The sequence below is a fragment of the Neisseria uirgultaei genome (assembly GCF_962719845.1).
In the GTDB taxonomy this organism is placed as follows: Bacteria; Pseudomonadota; Gammaproteobacteria; order Burkholderiales; family Neisseriaceae; genus Neisseria; species Neisseria bergeri.
Genome location: NZ_CAUIYF010000001.1, coordinates 142,631 through 157,945 on the forward strand (window position 1 = coordinate 142,631; position 15,315 = coordinate 157,945).

16 protein-coding genes are annotated in these 15,315 nt (G+C 53.2%); all 16 read left to right on the top strand.

Annotation, left to right across the window (positions count from 1 at the left end):
- Positions 1–9: 9 nt before the first annotated feature.
- The 16 genes from Q9J32_RS00710 (at position 10) to Q9J32_RS00785 (ending at position 15,302) form a co-directional block, all read left to right on the top strand.
- Positions 10–1,563, top strand: a complete 1,554-nt coding sequence (locus Q9J32_RS00710; protein ID WP_301884640.1) for a DUF935 domain-containing protein — start codon at positions 10–12, stop codon at positions 1,561–1,563.
- Positions 1,556–2,902, top strand: coding sequence for a phage head morphogenesis protein (locus tag Q9J32_RS00715; protein WP_301884641.1), 1,347 nt, complete (start codon positions 1,556–1,558; stop codon positions 2,900–2,902). The genes Q9J32_RS00710 and Q9J32_RS00715 overlap by 8 nt, the downstream gene beginning before the upstream one ends.
- Before the next feature lie 184 nt (positions 2,903–3,086).
- A complete protein-coding gene (locus Q9J32_RS00720; RefSeq protein WP_301884643.1) occupies positions 3,087–3,623 on the top strand; it encodes a phage virion morphogenesis protein in 537 nt (178 codons plus the stop codon).
- A 217-nt stretch (positions 3,624–3,840) separates the two neighbouring features.
- Positions 3,841–4,896: a phage protease gene (locus Q9J32_RS00725; protein WP_301884644.1), complete on the top strand. Its 1,056-nt coding sequence runs from the start codon at positions 3,841–3,843 to the stop codon at positions 4,894–4,896.
- Between the two features lie 22 nt (positions 4,897–4,918).
- A complete protein-coding gene (locus Q9J32_RS00730; protein WP_301884645.1) occupies positions 4,919–5,821 on the top strand; it encodes a Mu-like prophage major head subunit gpT family protein in 903 nt (300 codons plus the stop codon).
- Positions 5,822–5,862: 41 nt separating this feature from the next.
- Positions 5,863–6,288 carry a hypothetical protein gene (locus Q9J32_RS00735; protein ID WP_301884646.1) on the top strand — a complete coding sequence of 142 codons (426 nt, stop codon included), beginning with the start codon at positions 5,863–5,865 and terminating at the stop codon, positions 6,286–6,288.
- Positions 6,288–6,713, top strand: a complete 426-nt coding sequence (locus tag Q9J32_RS00740) for a gp436 family protein (RefSeq protein WP_101174487.1) — start codon at positions 6,288–6,290, stop codon at positions 6,711–6,713. Before Q9J32_RS00735 ends, Q9J32_RS00740 begins: the two co-directional genes overlap by 1 nt.
- Positions 6,697–7,368, top strand: a complete 672-nt coding sequence (locus tag Q9J32_RS00745; RefSeq protein WP_301884649.1) for a phage protein Gp37 — start codon at positions 6,697–6,699, stop codon at positions 7,366–7,368. Before Q9J32_RS00740 ends, Q9J32_RS00745 begins: the two co-directional genes overlap by 17 nt.
- The gene (locus Q9J32_RS00750) at positions 7,361–7,543 is read left to right on the top strand and encodes a DUF2635 domain-containing protein (protein WP_025457323.1); all 183 of its coding nucleotides are present in this window, start codon (positions 7,361–7,363) and stop codon (positions 7,541–7,543) included. Before Q9J32_RS00745 ends, Q9J32_RS00750 begins: the two co-directional genes overlap by 8 nt.
- The gene (locus Q9J32_RS00755) at positions 7,540–8,967 is read left to right on the top strand and encodes a phage tail sheath C-terminal domain-containing protein (protein ID WP_301884653.1); all 1,428 of its coding nucleotides are present in this window, start codon (positions 7,540–7,542) and stop codon (positions 8,965–8,967) included. Before Q9J32_RS00750 ends, Q9J32_RS00755 begins: the two co-directional genes overlap by 4 nt.
- 12 nt (positions 8,968–8,979) lie before the next feature.
- Positions 8,980–9,354: a hypothetical protein gene (locus tag Q9J32_RS00760; protein ID WP_004520443.1), complete on the top strand. Its 375-nt coding sequence runs from the start codon at positions 8,980–8,982 to the stop codon at positions 9,352–9,354.
- Between the two features lie 54 nt (positions 9,355–9,408).
- Entirely contained in the window at positions 9,409–9,834 is a 426-nt protein-coding gene (locus Q9J32_RS00765) for a hypothetical protein (protein WP_249228459.1), read from the top strand.
- Positions 9,835–10,039: 205 nt separating this feature from the next.
- Positions 10,040–12,172: a phage tail tape measure protein gene (locus Q9J32_RS00770; protein WP_301884659.1), complete on the top strand. Its 2,133-nt coding sequence runs from the start codon at positions 10,040–10,042 to the stop codon at positions 12,170–12,172.
- 9 nt (positions 12,173–12,181) lie between these two features.
- Positions 12,182–13,549 carry a DNA circularization protein gene (locus Q9J32_RS00775; protein ID WP_301884661.1) on the top strand — a complete coding sequence of 456 codons (1,368 nt, stop codon included), beginning with the start codon at positions 12,182–12,184 and terminating at the stop codon, positions 13,547–13,549.
- The gene (locus Q9J32_RS00780; protein WP_301884663.1) at positions 13,533–14,672 is read left to right on the top strand and encodes a phage baseplate assembly protein; all 1,140 of its coding nucleotides are present in this window, start codon (positions 13,533–13,535) and stop codon (positions 14,670–14,672) included. Before Q9J32_RS00775 ends, Q9J32_RS00780 begins: the two co-directional genes overlap by 17 nt.
- Entirely contained in the window at positions 14,673–15,302 is a 630-nt protein-coding gene (locus Q9J32_RS00785) for a phage baseplate assembly protein V (protein WP_250313671.1), read from the top strand.
- The last annotated feature ends 13 nt before the right edge of the window (positions 15,303–15,315 follow it).

The following is a 15,315-nucleotide window of genomic DNA, read 5'->3' on the forward strand; positions in this document are numbered from 1 at the left end:
TTTTACGTCATGAAAAACCTACTCCGTGCGTTGTTTAGTAAAGCCGCACCTAAAACGCCCGATAAACAATCCCAAACGGCGGATATCGTTAAAAACCGCACTACCCACGAGCATCCGAGCAAAGGTCTGACTCCGCAGTCGCTCCATCGGATTTTGGAGGATGCCGAAAACGGTGATATTCAGGCGCAGTCAGAACTCTTTGTCGATATTGAGGAGAAGGACGGCCATATCTTTTCGGAGATGAGCAAGCGCAAACGCGCGGTGATCGGCTTGGATTGGAATATTGTTCCGCCTCCGAACAGCAGCGAATCGGAACGAAAGTTGGCCGAAGAGGTTGATGGCTGGCTCAATCAGATGACCGATTTAGAGGATATGATGTTTGACCTTTTGGACGCGATCGGACACGGCTTCTCCTGCGTGGAAATCGAATGGGAAAACCTTGGTTCGTTATGGTTGCCCAAGGCATTCCATCATCGTCCGCAGGCTTGGTTTAAAGTCAATGCGATGGATGGGGTGTTGCTGCGCAAAGACGGCAATCCTGATGGCGAAAAACTGTGGGATTTAGGCTGGATTGTCCATAAGCACCGCTGCCGTTCGGGTATTTTGGCAAGAAGCGGTTTGATGCGCACGCTGGTGTGGCCTTATTTGTTCAAGAATTACTCGGTGCGTGATTTGGCCGAATTTTTGGAGATTTACGGCCTGCCTACCCGAATCGGTAAATATGCCTCCGGTGCGGACGACAAAGATAAGCTCACCCTTTTGAATGCGGTGCGCGAAATCGGCCATAACGCGGCGGGCATTATTCCTGAAACCATGCAGATTGAGCTGCTCAACGCGGCCAATGGCAGCGCGGACCCGTTTCAGGCAATGATCGATTGGGCAGATAAAACCTCTTCAAAGGCGATTTTAGGCGGCACGCTGACCAGTCAGGCAGACGGTAAGACTGCCACTAATGCGCTGGGGAAAGTCCATAACGAGGTGCGCCATGATTTGCTGGTATCCGATGCCAAGCAACTGGCCGGCACATTGACGCGCCAATTGATCCTGCCATTGTTGCAGCTCAATAAAGGCAATGTCGATGTTTCACGTCTGCCGCGCTTTGTGTTCGATACGCAATTACCCGAAGATTTGATGGTGTATTCGGAGTCTTTGCCTAAGTTGGTGGAAATCGGCATGAAGATTCCGTTGTCGTGGGCGCAGGAAAAATTGGCCATTCCTTTGGCTTCCGAAGACGAGTCGGTATTGGCTTTTCAAACAGATGTTAAAACGGATTTAAAAAGTGCTCCGTTAAGCTACCGCCGTGTGGCTTTGAGTAAATCGGGCGAGATTGTCGGCGCGGCGCAGGCGGATTTAGACAATGCGGACTTGAGCAAGGTGGCCTTGCCGGAAATGATTGAGCCGTTTTTACGCGGCTTAGGCCAGGCTTTGGCCGAGGGCGACAGTTATGAGGATGTGCAGGAGCGCCTGTTGCGCGTTTATCCCGAGCTGACTGCCGGGCAATTTCAGACGGCCTTGGCGCGTGTGGTTTTTGTGTCGGACTTATGGGGACGGATGAATGGCTGATTTGAGCTACGCATTCGGCCTTGAGCCTGAACAGGCCGTCAAGTATTTTGAGGGGCTGGGCTTTAATGTGCCGCCCGATTGGAAAGTAACGTGGAACGAAGCGCAGGCTAAGGCACGGGCGATTGCGGGCATTCACAAGCAGGATATTGCCGCGCAAATCCACGGTGCTTTGTACGAGAGCCTGAAAAACGGTACGTCATTTGAGAAATTCCGTGATGATGTGGCAGGCCGTCTGAAACAGCATGATTGGCAGCTGCTGAAAGATGGAGACATTGTGAATGTTGACACCGGCGAAGTAGATGGTAAAGGCATCACGCGGCATCGACTGGAAACCATTTTCCGTACGCAAATGCAGTCGGCCTATATGGCCGGGCATTGGCAGGCTCTTGAAGATGGTCGGGATGATGCGCCGTGGCTGCAATACTCGGCCATTTTGGACAGCCGCACCCGGCAGAGCCACGCTGCGGCGCATGGTGCGGTGTATCACATCGACGACCCGTTTTGGGATTACTTCTACCCGCCCAACGGCTTCAACTGCCGCTGTACCGTACGGGCGTTTTCAGACCGTGATTTGAAGCGGCGCAATCTGCTGCCGCAAAAGGCACAACTGGAAGATACGGAAGTGGTAGTCAACCGCAAGGGCGACACCCGCTCGGCCAAGGCAGTGAAGCTGGCCGACGGCAGCCGCTTTTATACTGATGCAGGTTTTCAGAACAATGTGGGTAAAAGCCATTTGGCCAACTTGGGGCAATTGCAGATGCAGCGTGCAGTGGAACTGCCGCCGAAGCTGGCAAGCGTGGCGATTCAGACGGCCTTAAAACAGCCCGATTTGATGCGGGCGGTGTCGCAACAGGCGGCGCAAATGGTGCGGCGGGTAGATGCGGAAAAAGTAGCGCGCGGGAAAACGCTGTATGTGGGCGCATTGACCCTACCCGTGTTAGATGCATTGGCGGTAAGGCAAATCTATCCGCAATCCGCCGTGATTTCGATGAGCGACGAACGGGTATTGCACGCTTTGCGCGACAAGAAGGTCAAGCCGCTGCCGGTGTCATTTTGGGAGCAGATACCCGAACTGCTGCAAGAACCGGAGCAGATTTTATTAGGCAAGGCGGGACGAAATGACGATGCCAAACAGTTTTTGGCATTTGTGTATCCGCTGCCGGCAGGCAAAGGGAAGCTGGTGGTAACGCTGGACTATGATGTGAAAACCCGACATCCGTTTACAGGTAAGAAAGAACATCTGACCTTGAATATGGTCAACACCGGCATGATTGCCGAAACGGATAAACAGGTGGATAGCTTACTGTACGGGTATGAAACAATATGGAAAAAGCCATAAAACTCTTTGCCTGATTCGAACAGGATAATACGCGACACGGTAACGTGGCCGTAACCTTTCCAGTAGGAAACCCGAGTTTTACGGCATTAAGGACAATATACTGATGGGGAGAAATAACCAAGTTGGCGGCTTTGCCTGATTCGAACAGGATAAAACAGCGGATAAACCACCGAGGCCATTCCAGTTGGCGACCCGCCGTCAACTTGGCTTTAAGGATAATATACTGATGATTGAGATAAAAATCAACACAGACGCACTGCAAAGCACCTTAAATACCATTGCTCAACGTACAAGCAACACCCGGCCATTGATGACGCAGCTTGCCCGCATCATGCGTAATGCCGTGCTGGACAACTTCGAGGCAGGCGGCCGCCCCGCGTGGGCTCCGCGCAAGTATCCGTCCGCGCGTGAAGGATCGGGGCTGTTGCAGGCCAGTGGGCGTTTGCGCAATTCGATTACGCAGAACAGTACGGCCACGGAAGCCGTGGTCGGTACCAATGTGGAATATGCGGCCATTCATCACTTCGGCGGACAAACTGCACCGCATACGATATTGCCAAAAAACGGCAAAGCCTTAAAATTCGGCGGACGGTTTGCCAAACGCGTCAATCACCCCGGCAGTAAGATTCCCGCACGTCCGTTTATGGTTCTCCAACCTGACGACGAACAGGCTTTAGTTGATGCGGTAAATGATTATTTGGATGCCGCTCTCGGCAATTAAAACAAAAACCGTCTGAAATTGCACACAGACGGCTTTTATACACCTTTCCCTTATCTACCCTTTCCCGAAACGTTTAAATCAATCTGCGAGGGGCTTAAAAGGCTTCTGAAACGGTTTTAAACATACTCTCTTTTCCATTCTCCGCCATTTCTCATTTTTATCCCTTACTGACAGTGATTCAGCCTCTTGTGCCGGCTTGATGGCGCATCATTCGGCAATGGATACAAAAACCTTTCTTGCCGCCTTATCTGCCGCCAAAGTCGGAGATACGGACGGCCTAATCAAAATCGTACCCAAAGGTCAATTTGCACCGGTTGACGGACGCACCGATACAGGCGTGGCGCACTGGACGATGACTGCCGATTTGGCACGGCAAATCATTGCCGCTTTTGATGCCGGACAAACAGACCTTGTTGTGGACTACGAACACGCCACATTGAAAGCCGCAGAAACCGGACAGCAAAATCCTGCCGCCGGTTGGATCAGCAAATATGTGTGGGATGACGATCGCGGTCTGATGGGCGAAGTGAAATGGACACAACGCGCAAAAGACATGATAGACAGCGGCGAATACCGCTATCTGTCGCCGGTTCTCGAATACGACACATTGGGCAATGTGCGCGGGCTGCACAGTGTGGCGTTGACCAATTCGCCTGCGCTGGACGGCATGGCTCTGGCTGCATTGAGCCGCCAAAACTCTATCAACCCCAAACAGGAAACCAGTATGAACAAGGAAGCTTTAATCAAGCTCTTGGGCTTGGCGGCAGATGCCGACGATAAAGCCATTGAAGCGGCTTTGGCCGAAGCACAGGAAAAGCTGGGCGGTAAAACGCTGGCCGAAGCACTGGCCGAACACAAAAACGAACCGCAAGGCGGCGAAGGCGGTAAAGGCGATGCCGGCAAGCCCGAAGATAATCCGCAAGAAGGTAATGCCGACAACGGCGAAGTTGCCGAACTGAAAGCCCAAGTGGCTGCGTTGAGCAAGAAAGTGATTGCAATGGAAGTGAGCGGTACTTCAGACGGCCTGATCCGTGCCGCTCTTTCAGACGGCCGCCTGCTGCCGCATCAAGAAGCATCGGCACGACAATTGGCTGCCAAAGACCCAGAGGCATTTAAGAATCTGATGGAAGGCAGTTTGAAATTGGCCGCGTTGAGCAAAACACAAACCGGTGGCAAAGGCGCGGATGGCGGTGAGCCTGCGTTGACTCCGGAAGAAATCGAAGTGGCCAAGCAATTGGGTATTTCGGCCGCAGATTATCAAAAAGCCAAATAAGGCTTTAAACAAGGATTAAACCATGATTATCACTCCAGATACCCTGAAGGCGCTGTTTACCGGCTTTAAGAAAAACTTCCAAGACGGCTTGCAAATGGCGGACAGCCAATACAAGGAAATTGCCACTGTTATTCCGTCCTCTACTGCTTCCAATACTTACGGCTGGCTCGGTCAATGGCCTGCCTTCCGCGAATGGGTGGGCGACCGCGTATTCCAAGATATGAAGGCGCACGGCTATGCCATCACCAACAAGCATTTTGAAAGTTCGGTCAAGGTCAACCGCAACGATATCGAAGACGACAATGTCGGCATTTACGCGCCAATGATGACCGAAATGGGCCGTGCTTCCGCCGTTCATCCTGACGAATTGGTATTTGCTCTGCTGAAAAACGCGCATGCTACATTGTGTTATGACGGTCAGAACTTCTTCGACAACGACCACCCGGTATATGAAAAAGTCGATGGCACCGGTCAATCCACCACTGTATCCAATATTTTTGCCGGTACCGAAGCCGCTTGGTATTTGCTGGATACATCGCGCGCCCTGAAACCTCTGATTTATCAGGAACGCAAACCTAAGCAGTTCACTGCCATGACCGCCGCTACCGACGAAGGCGTGTTCATGCGCAACGAATACCGCTACGGCGTGGACGGCCGTTGTAATGTTGGTTTGGGCTTCTGGCAAATGGCGGCCAAGTCGCAAGAAAAACTGGATGCCGCAGGTTTTGAAAAAGCCTACAACGCAATGGTCTGCCTGAAAGGCGACGGCGGCCGACCGCTGGGTATCCGCCCCAATGTGCTGCTGGTTCCTCCGTCTTTGGAAAACGCCGCTAAAGAATTGGTGGAAGGCGACCGCCTGGTGAATGGTGGGTACAACCCGAACAAAGGCAAATGCAAGGTAATCGTATCTCCTTGGTTGCTGTAACCCTTTAGATAGGCGGGCTCTGCCCGCCGAAAGGATAAGAAATGGCAAAAGTAAAAAACGAAGATGAGAAAACCGAGCAAGCGGTTGGCGCAACTGTGGATGTAAATCCCGAAGACGTTAAGTTGCAGGCTTTTCTTGAGACTGAAGTCGAAAAATTGAACGTCGAGCTTGAAGCGGCGCGTGTGCGTATCGCCGAATTGGAAGCTCAATTGGAACAGGCCGCAAGAGGTGCCGTTGAAGCGGCAGAAGCGCAAGAACGCTATCAGGCAGGCGGTGAAGCGGCGGCCGATGCCGAAGTGGTTGCCATCAAATCCAAACATGGCCATGCGTTTTGGCGCAGCGGGTATCACGTTCAACCGCATTTTACCTTTGTGAAACGTGCCGATTTCGAGCCCGAAGCGTGGGAGCGCCTGCTGGCCGAGCCGATGGCTGTTGTTTGTGAAGCCTTGCCCGTGGAGCAGGATTAATGGCTTACGCAACGGTTGCCGATTTGGTGGCACGTTATACCGAGCCGACGATTGCAGGTCTGACCGACCTGACGCGCTTGGGAAGCGTGAATGCCGAAATTGCGCAACAAGGTTTGGATGATGCCTCCGCCGAAATCGACGGCTATCTGGCCTCACGTTATGAATTGCCGTTGCCTGCCCCTGTGCGCCTGTTGAGCCTTTATTGCTGCGACATTGCCGTTTACCGTTTGGCAACGGGCAAACGCCAGCTGACGGAAGATATGGTGCACCGATATGAGGCGGCGGTTGCGTATCTCAAATTGGTGGCATCAGGCAAAGCTGGTTTGGGTGTGGCTGAAAATGCCGATCCCAAGCCGGCCGTGCAAGGTGATGCGGTGATGTTTGCCGCTAAGGAAAAGGTGTTCGGCCGTGATAGCGTCTATTGAACAAGCCATCAAACAGCGTCTTTCAGACGGCCTTGGCCAAATGGTCAGCGGTGTGCATACCTACGGTGGTGAATTTGACGGCGAAGGCTTGGCTCAAGTGGTCAACCAGTTCCCCGCCGTTTGGATCATGTTTGCCGGCATCACCGACAGCGAGCCCCATGATACGCGCCGTACACGCTACCAAGTCACCGGCCGCTTTACTGTCTTAGTCGGCGACCGTGCCAGCGGCAGCGAGGCAGACAGCCGCTTCGGCGGTTTGCACCGGAATGATGTCGGTACTTACCGGCTGATGCAGACCGTGCGCCTGTTGCTGATCAATCAGACTATGGGTTTGTGTATAGGCCGTCTGAAGCCCGGCAAAGCAAAAAGCCTGTTTTCAAAACAAATGGAGTTGGACGCAATCAGCGTATTTGCGCTGGATTTTGAAACGCATTGGTTCGAAGACGCACTGCGAGACGGCGATTGGCCGCGGCCTACGGTTTCAGATGCTCAACAGGCGCAAGTATATGCCGACGTATCCGAATACCAAGGCCGTACCGACCCAGAACATCCCGACTTTAAAGGTGCAAACCTTGAGCTGCGTATCCCGCCTAAAAAACCAAACCAACCCGCCGATATGGCGGCCACCGTTAAAACCGAGGTAAAACATGACTGAAACCATTAAAGTTCGTGCCGCCGCAGGTCTGCAAGTACCTATGGCAGGCAAGCCACATGAATATATTACTGACCAAGAGACGGTCGAAGTGCCGAATGCCGCGTATTACCTGCGCTGTATTCACTACGGCGACTTGCTTATTGTTGAGGACAAACCGAAAGGCAACAAATCATGACTTCCGCAAACGTCAGTTTCGATAAGATTCAAACCAGTACGCGCAAGCCCGGCGTTTACGTCGAATGGAACACCAAGCTTGCCGTGCGCAACCTGCCGGCCAACAAGCAACGTGTGCTGATTGTGGCGCAGCACAACAATCCCGCCTTGGGCGGGCTTACCGGGCTGGAGAACGTATTTTCCGCCGCCGATGTGGCCGCCAAATACGGCGCGGGCAGTATGGCGCACCTGATGGTTACCGCCGCGATCAAAGCCTATGCCTATGCAGATTTGAGCCTGATTACCGTTGCCGACAATGAAGCAGGCGTTGCCGCGACCGGCAGTATCACGATTACGGGCACTGCCGCTACGCAAGGCGTTTTACGCGTCAACATCGGCAATGCCGATACGCTGACCGTCGGTGTCGCCGCCCGTGCAAGCGCCGCAACCGTAGCGGCAGCCGTTAAGGCGGCCATTGATGCGGAAACATCTTTGCCGGTAACGGCAACAGCTTCCGAAGGTTCGGTAACGCTGACGGCTAAAAATAAAGGCACGCACGGCAACCATATCCGTATCCGCACCGGCAATACCGCCGAAGGGATTACCGTTGCGGTCAGGCCCATGAGCGGCGGTGATGCCGATGCCGATATCGGCCCCGCATTGAATGCAGTGGTTGCCGAAGGCCATCATTTAATTGCGGTAGGCTGTACCGATGAGGCGAACCTCTTGAAGTTGCGCGCACATTTGGACACTGTCGGCGCACCCGAAGAAAAACGCTGGGCATTGGGTATTTACGGTCAAACCGGAGCATTGGCGCAGACAACGACACAGGCAGGCCGTCTGAACAGCGGTTATCTGTATTCGGCCTGGTATCGTAAAACGCCCAGCCTGCCGTGCGAGCTGGCGGCCGCGTTTGCTGCCGTCGCGGCAGGCGAGGAAGATCCGGCCCGTCCGCTCAATACCCTGAAGCTCAACGGCATCGGTGTGTGCGACAGTGCGGACAAGACGATGCGTACCGAACAGGAAAACGCGCTCTACAACGGCGTTACCCCTATTGAAACCAGCCCGGACGGCACATCCGCCCAAATCGTCCGCGCTATTTCGACTTATACCAAAACCGCCAACGGCACTGCAGACGAAAGCCTGCTCGATATGACTACCGTACGCACATTGATTTATGTATCAGGCGCGTGTGCCGACCGTATCGCGTTGCGTTTCCCGCGCGACAAAATGACCGAGCGCACCATTGACCGTGTCCGCTCCGAGTTGATTGACGTGTTGATGAAATGCGAAGAATTGGAAATTGTCGAAGACGTTGAAAACAATTTGGCCAAACTGATTGTGGAACGCGATGCACAAAACACCGGCATGCTCAACTGCCGTGTGCCGTCCGATGTGGTTAACGGCCTGCACCAAGTAGGCATGGTTATCGACCTGTATCTGTAAAAAGGAAAGAACATGAGTACAGAATATGTAGGCAGCGTAACGCTGTATGTCGGTGCGACCGAGGTGGAGGTCACCAAGATTGATGTGAAAAACATCACAGGCAAAAAAGAAGTTAAAACCATGAACCGCACACGCCGCGTCAAAGGCTTTACGCGCGGTGTCGGCCAGTATGATATTTCTTTTACCGCCGTCGTGCCGACAGACGGTACGGTTATCGATTGGGATAAAATCGAAGACGCAAAAATCTCGCTGGTCCCTGATATCAATGGCGCACGCCCAACCTCCTATCTTGGTTTTTGCGCGAAGGAAGCCGGTGAAAGCTATACGGTGGACAATGAATTGGTCATTGATGTGACCGGCTTTGCAACCCGTAAAGTGATTGAGTAAGCCATCCGAAACTGACACCTGTTAAAGACGGTTTAAATAGCCTTTAAACGATAATTGGATTTTTATCCAATTAACCGTTTAGAGGCTTTTATTATGTCTTCAATTTCCAAAGAACTCGAACATGCCGCAAAAGAGTATGGGCTGGTTGTTTCTTCTGACCTGAAAACCGTTTCAGGCCGTCTGAAGTACGGTATCTCTGTTGACGGCGCTGTCCATCGTGATTTTTCCATGCATCTGCTGACCGTGCGCGAAGATATGGCTATTGACCCAACGCTGGAGGGTCAGGCGCGTATGTTGGCAGCCTATTCAGCCTCTCTCGACCATATCGGTACGATTCAACCTGATGCCTTAACGCTCGACTTCTTGGCCGATGAGTTGGTCGCCACCGATTTTGACGCGCTTTATTTCGCCCAAGAGCTGTTAGCAAAAAAGCGTCTGTCCGTTCAGCCCGTGCCGACCGCTACCGATACGCAGTCCTAAAGCTGGGGAGTTACGGTATCTCTGCCGACGATATCGGCAAGATGACTCAGCCGGAGCTTGAGGGATGGCTTAAACAGGCTGATCTAATTGACCGAGGCCGTGCCGCTCCCGTGGTGCTGCCCTGGTTTGCGCCGTCTGCCAAAACCTCAGCTCCATCTGCATCCGGCGGACACACTCAAACCTTTATCAGTAAACGGAAGAAAAAATGAGCCGTAATACAGTCGAATTAGTTGCCAAGTTCCGAGATGACGCAAGTGTCGGCCTGCGCCGCTTGGCGACCGAGGCCAACCGTACGATGCAGATTCAAAGCCGTGCGGCATCATCTTCCGGCCGGCAGCAACAGCTGATGCATGCAGCTGCCGCCCGTTTGGGCATCCGCACGGAGCGTGAAATCCGCCGTGAAATCCAACGTACTCAAGCGGCCTACAACGCAATGGCCAAAAGCGGCCGTGCCTCGCACAGTGAGCTGGCGCGAGCCGCTCAACAGACGCGCAACCGTATTCGGGAATTAAATGCCGAAATGAACAGCGGCAGCCGTTTCAACCGCATAATCCAAGGCGGTAAAAGTTTGGCGCGCGGCGCGGCTTCGGTTGCCGCCGGTGCGGCGGCAGGGGCTTATGTATTGGCCCAGCCGGTCAGCCGGACAATGGACTATGACACGGAGCTGCGTCACGCGACCAATACCATGTATGCGGGCAAGACTTTGGCGGAAAAACGCGCCGGCATGGAGGAAATCAATAAAACGGTAAACGATGCCGCTTATTTGGGCGGGACATCTAAGCAAGCAGCCTTGCAGGCAATGAATACCATGGTGGCCAGCGGCTCATTGAGTAATGCTGCCGTGAAGCAGATGTTGCCAACCGTAATGAAAACAGCAGCCGCAGCAGGGGCAGATGCCGATGATATTGCCAATATTGTGACCAGAGCGAAGCAGGCAGGGTTTAAAGAAGCCGATATTCCTGCATTGCTCGACCGAGCCATGCAATCGGGCGCGGATGGCGGTTTTGAACTGAAAGACATGGCTCGATGGCTGCCGCAACAGTTGGCGGCAATGAAGTCCGCAGGTATGGGCGCGACACTGGATAATTTCAGCAGTTTGTTAAATGCAAACCAACTGGCGTTTATGACTGCAGGCAGTACAGACGAAGCCGGTAACAACCTGGTCAATCTGCTGGCGAAAATCAGCAGTCAGGACATCGTTACTAAGGCAAAGAAAATCGACATTAACGGCCAAGAGGGTTTTGACTTTACGGCCAGTATGAATAAGCGTCAGGCTGCCGGTATGAATTCGCTGGACGCTTTGGTCGATATTGTCGGAGAAATCGTGAGTAAGGACGAAAAGAGCGCGGCATTAATGAAACAAATGGCCGCCGCTCAAGGTGATGAAGCTAAGTTGGCTTTACTGGAAAACCAGAAAGCTTTAGTTGACGGTACGGCTGTCGGACAATTGGTTTCAGACCGCCAAGCCTTGATGGCGTTGCTCTCGCTCATCAACAACAAGCAAGAAGCCGCACGGCTGCAGCAGGGACAGGCCAATGCCGCCGGTGCGGTAGACAATAATTATCAATTTGTAGCCGAAGGCTCCGGGTTCAAAAAAGAACAACTCAAAACGGCATATAGCGAAGCCGAATATGGTGCATTCTCAAGCTTTACCGACATGGTGGCCGATAAGCTTAAAGGTATTGCCGACTGGGCCAGAGGTCATCAGGAGGCCGCGCAGACAGCGGTGGCGGCGGGTCAAGGGGCTGCGGCGGTATCCGCAACTGCGGGGACAAGCTCAATGGTAAGCGGCGGATGGCGGTTCTTCCAAGGCGGTCAAGGCGTTGCCGGTGCCGGCCGTTTTCTGCCTTCTGCAGGCTCAATGGGTGCCTTTACTTTAGGTGCTGCTCCGTTGGCCGCTATGGGCGGCGTAACACATTTGGCGGCGCAACGAGATAAATATGATGACTGGAGTAAGCCCTTGGCGGCATTCGCCGACCGCTTGCAGTCGTTTTTACCTGATTTTATGTCGTCTGCCAAAAACGAATACATGAGAAAACGGGAGGAATTGGGTGGGAATAACTCTCCGCTCGACAGCCCTGTTCTCAAAGAGAGTATGGCGCAGCTCAGTCAATCCGCACAAACCAATCAGCAAGCCAGCCAACAGTATGTTACGGCGGCAGCGGAAAATCAGGCGGCAACGGCGCAAATGACCGGCGCGGCGGCACAGATGACGGCAGCCGCCGCGCAAATGCAGGCGGCAGCAGGCAAGCCGATACCCGTTACAGTCACCGTTCAAAACGGCAATATTATGGCCTATATCAATCAAGCGGCGGCGCGTGCGGCAGCTAAAAATTAAGGATCTGTGATGAGTTGGAAAGATACTTTGCTTGATGCCAGTTTCAAGGGTGTCGGCTTTGATGTAATCGATGATACGTTGCGTGGCACGCACGCCTTAGCCGAACACGAATACCCGTTTGTTCAGGGTTCGGATATTGAGGACACGGGCGTATCGGCAATGGATATGAGCCTGACGGCGGTATTGTGGGGGGATGATTATGAAAGCAGGCTGCAAAGCCTGTTAGGTGTTTTGCGGGAGACTGGTGCGGGTGAGCTTATCCACCCGATTTACGGCAGCGTGCCAGATTGCGTGGTGGCTGATTTCGAGGTTGCGCACAACAAAGAAAACCCCGATTACTGCACGGTTCGTATGACCTTCAAGCAAAGCGTCAAAGCCGCGCCGTTCTTTGACCGTGAGTTGCCGTCCGCGCTGGCCGACGAAGTGGATTTCCTTGCCGACTTGGCCGTTTGGCAGGGCTTCGAGGTGTTTCAGACGGCATTGGGCAGGATTCAGAAAACGCAAAGCCGCTGGAACGCATTTCACGCCGCAGTATTGACGGCCGTCGGCGTTATGTATGGTCAGGTCAACGGCGTGTTTACCGGCTCAATGAATCTTCTGAACAGCCCGCGCGTATTGGCGGCGGAGCTGAAATCAGTATTCGGTGTGTTGGCAAATATGCACGTTGTCGGTAAAAGCGGGCTGGATGGTTGGCGCGATATGGTTGGCGGGGTATCAAAAGCCGCCGCTACACCGTGGCAGGTAAGTCGCGGGGCAGAAGGCAGCGTTTCGGCAATAGATTTAATTCAGCGTGCAAAGGTTGAAGATGTCGCTGCGTTCACAGCGTTTACCGCAACCGTCGGAGCGTGTGCTTTGGCGGAACAGGCAGCAGATATTTTGGCAACACAAATTGATGATCCGACTTTAACGCCCGTGGAAATCTCACGCCTATTATCCGATACCCATGCTGCTTTGCAACGCGCGCTGGGCGCAAACCGTATTTTGGCGATGATGTCGGCAGACGAGGCAAAGGCCGGAAAGATGGCTTATTTCCTGCTGCGGCTGTATCAGACACCGGCAGACAGCGCCGATGATGTGTACCGACGTATCGAAGCGGCAGGTCTGTTGCCGCAAACACCATATCTTGAAACTGCCGCCGAACTGACTGAAAGTTTGCGTGATACGGCACACAAGCTGCAAAAACAGGCTTTTGCCGTTTTGAATATGCGTCCTCCGTTAGTGCAGAAAATTGTAGGACGCGATACCGGCCTGCATCTGTTGGCGTTTGAATGGTATGGCGATTACAGCCGTTTCGGCGAGCTGCTGCGTCTGAATCCGCAAATCCGCCATCCGAACTTTATTGAGAAAGGAGAGGTGTTGAATGCCTACGCCGAATAATACCGTTACCCTGCTGATTAATGGCAAAACCCACGGGCAGTGGACGAATTACGACATCGTTTCCGACCTGTTGACTCCTGCCGATGATTTCAGCGTTACGCTGGGCCGTCCCGTCGATGCCGAACCCGATGCGGTGCAGGCGGGCGACAAAGTGGAAGTGCGCGTGGGCGGCGATACGGTATTGAGCGGCCGTATCGACCGTGTGCACACCACGACAGAGAAAGGCAATAAAACGCTGACCATTCAAGGCCGTGATGATGCCGGTATCCTGTTGGATTGTTCTGCGCCGTTGTTTAATGCGCAGGATATGGATTTAAACCAAATTATTGAAAAAATCGTCAAGTCTTTGGGTTTGTCAAAAATCCGTATCGATGCATCTAAAACCGATAAAACCCATAAAGTGCAGATCGAACCGGGCAGCCGCGCGTGGGATGCCTTGACGCAATATGCCGAAGCCAACGGGGTATGGCCTTGGATGGAGCCTGACGGCACCTTGTTTGTCGGCGGTCCCGACTACACCGCCGCACCTGTTGCCGGGCTGATCTTGCGGGTCAGTGGCGACAATAACAATATCAAGCGTCTGGAAGTAAACCGCGATATGGCGGCACGGTACAGCGAAGTTACCGTGTTGGCGCAAAGCCACAGCGGCAAACACAACATCAAAGCCACCGCCAAAGACGAATCCGTCAAACTGCACCGCCCCCTAATCGTTACCGAGCCGGACATCGACAGTCAGGCTCAAGCGGAACGTAAAGCAAAGAAACGCTTGGCGGACAGCCGCTTGGAAGGCTTGACCATCACGGCAGTGGTACAGGGGCACCGAACCGATGACGGTACGTTGTGGCAACCGGGTCAGAGAATCAACGTATTGAGCGAACCGGACGGCATCGACTCAGTGTATTTCCTTATGGCGCGTACCTTTGTCGGAGGCAGAGGCCAAGGCACGGAAACTGTATTAACGCTTAAAGAAGACGGCGCGTGGGTATTGGATGCCGACCCGCCGAAGAAATCGGGCAAAACCAAAATGCCGTCTGAAAGCCGCAAAGCCGACGGTCAAGCACCGGTCAAGCCGAAGAAACGCCGTCAAGCTAAAAAGCCAAAACAGGAATTGCAGGTTATTTAAATGGATATTAAAACCATAGATAAGCGTATCAAACAGGCGTTTAACACTGTCCGGCAGGGCTTTCGCGGAAAGGTTGCCCGCGTCAAAGCAGCGGGCGGTGTGCAGAAAATCCAAGTCGAAGGCTTGGACGGCGAAACCGTGCAAGACTTGGAACACGCCGAAAACTTCGGCTTTACCAGCAATCCGCCCGCAGGCAGCGATTGCGTCGTCGTACCCTTGGGCGGCAAAACCAGCCACGGTATTATCGTTACCACGACAAACGGCGCGTACCGCATTACCGGTTTGTCTGATGGCGAAACGGCGGTTTATAACGCTGACGGTGCCAAGATGGTGTTAAAAAAGGGGCGCGTCATTGAGATTGACTGCGATAAATTAAATATTAAAGCACCTGGCGGCGTAAATATTACTTCGGAAAAAGTTGAATGTTCTGCGGTATTAACCGCGCAAGGCCAAATCAACGGCAATGGAGGTATGGCCGTGCAAGGCGGTAGCGGTACGACATTTATCGGCAATGTGGATATGGTCGGCAATTTGAATACTACCGGCGCATTAACCAACAACGGTAAAGATGTCGGCAGTAATCACAAACATACTGAGACCAACGGTTCGGAAACCGGTGAAGTCATTTAAACTGCTTTTAAAG